General features: G+C 28.6%; 1 protein-coding gene and 1 pseudogene. Both read left to right on the top strand.

Annotated elements, in window-relative coordinates; translation table 11 throughout:
• Positions 1–356: 356 nt before the first annotated feature.
• Positions 357–745 (top strand): annotated as a pseudogene (locus CAAU_RS13745) (helix-turn-helix domain-containing protein); the annotation flags it as partial.
• A 1-nt stretch (position 746) separates the two neighbouring features.
• Positions 747–895, top strand: a 149-nt coding sequence (locus tag CAAU_RS14735; protein WP_202801055.1) for a rhodanese-like domain-containing protein, incomplete at its 3' end; no start/stop codon positions are given.

Raw genomic sequence — 895 nt, 5'->3', positions numbered from 1 at the left:
AGAAGGATTTATGATGAGGTTAAGGATAAAACTTAAAGGAAATTATCCTTGGAGGAATTGGCGAGCCTACCTTTTCCCATCTTATATATGACGGCTATTAAATATATTTTTCAAATTTTAATTTAACTATAACGACGAATGGGAACAATATTAAATGAAAAAGCTAAAGGAACTTATTGTGGACTATGTTGATAAATTAGTGATTTCAATAGACGGTTTTGAGGACAAATATGAGGATATTAGGGGATTTAACTAAAGAGTAACAGAAGTCGCCCACTTCTATAAGTGGGTGATGAATGTTGATTGATAAATTCTTTTTTATGATATAATCAGTATTACAGGAAGGAGGTGTAATTTTGCTAAAGGCTTATAAATACAGGATATATCCAACAAAAGAACAAGAAGAATATTTTGCTAAAGTATTTGGTTGTGTAAGATTTATATACAACAAAATGCTACATGACAAAATAGAATACTATAAAAAAACAGGAGAAATGCTAAACAATACACCTGCACAATATAAAAAAGAATATTCTTTTCTAAAAGAAGTAGATAGTCTTGCACTTTCCAACGCACAACTTAATTTAGAAAAAGCATATAAAAATTTCTTTAGAGATAAAAAACAGCCTTTCCAAAGTTCAAGAAAAAGAAAGGTTACCAGTCTTATACTACAAATAATCAAAATGGGACAGTAACACTTGAAGGTAGTTATCTAAAAGTTCCAAAGTTAAAGACAAAAATAAAAAATAGTTGTATATTGTAAAGTAGGATTAAGAGGATATATAGCATATAGAATACTTTTACAACATGGATACGATGTTTATAATTTAAGTGGAGGATATGATATTTATCAAGCATCTAGGAAAAAATATGGTGAAGGTATAAAGTTAAACGA

This window comes from Caloramator australicus RC3 (assembly GCF_000297115.1).
Classification (GTDB): Bacteria; Bacillota; Clostridia; order Clostridiales; family Caloramatoraceae; genus Caloramator; species Caloramator australicus.
This window is presented reverse-complemented; position numbering and strand designations above follow the sequence as displayed.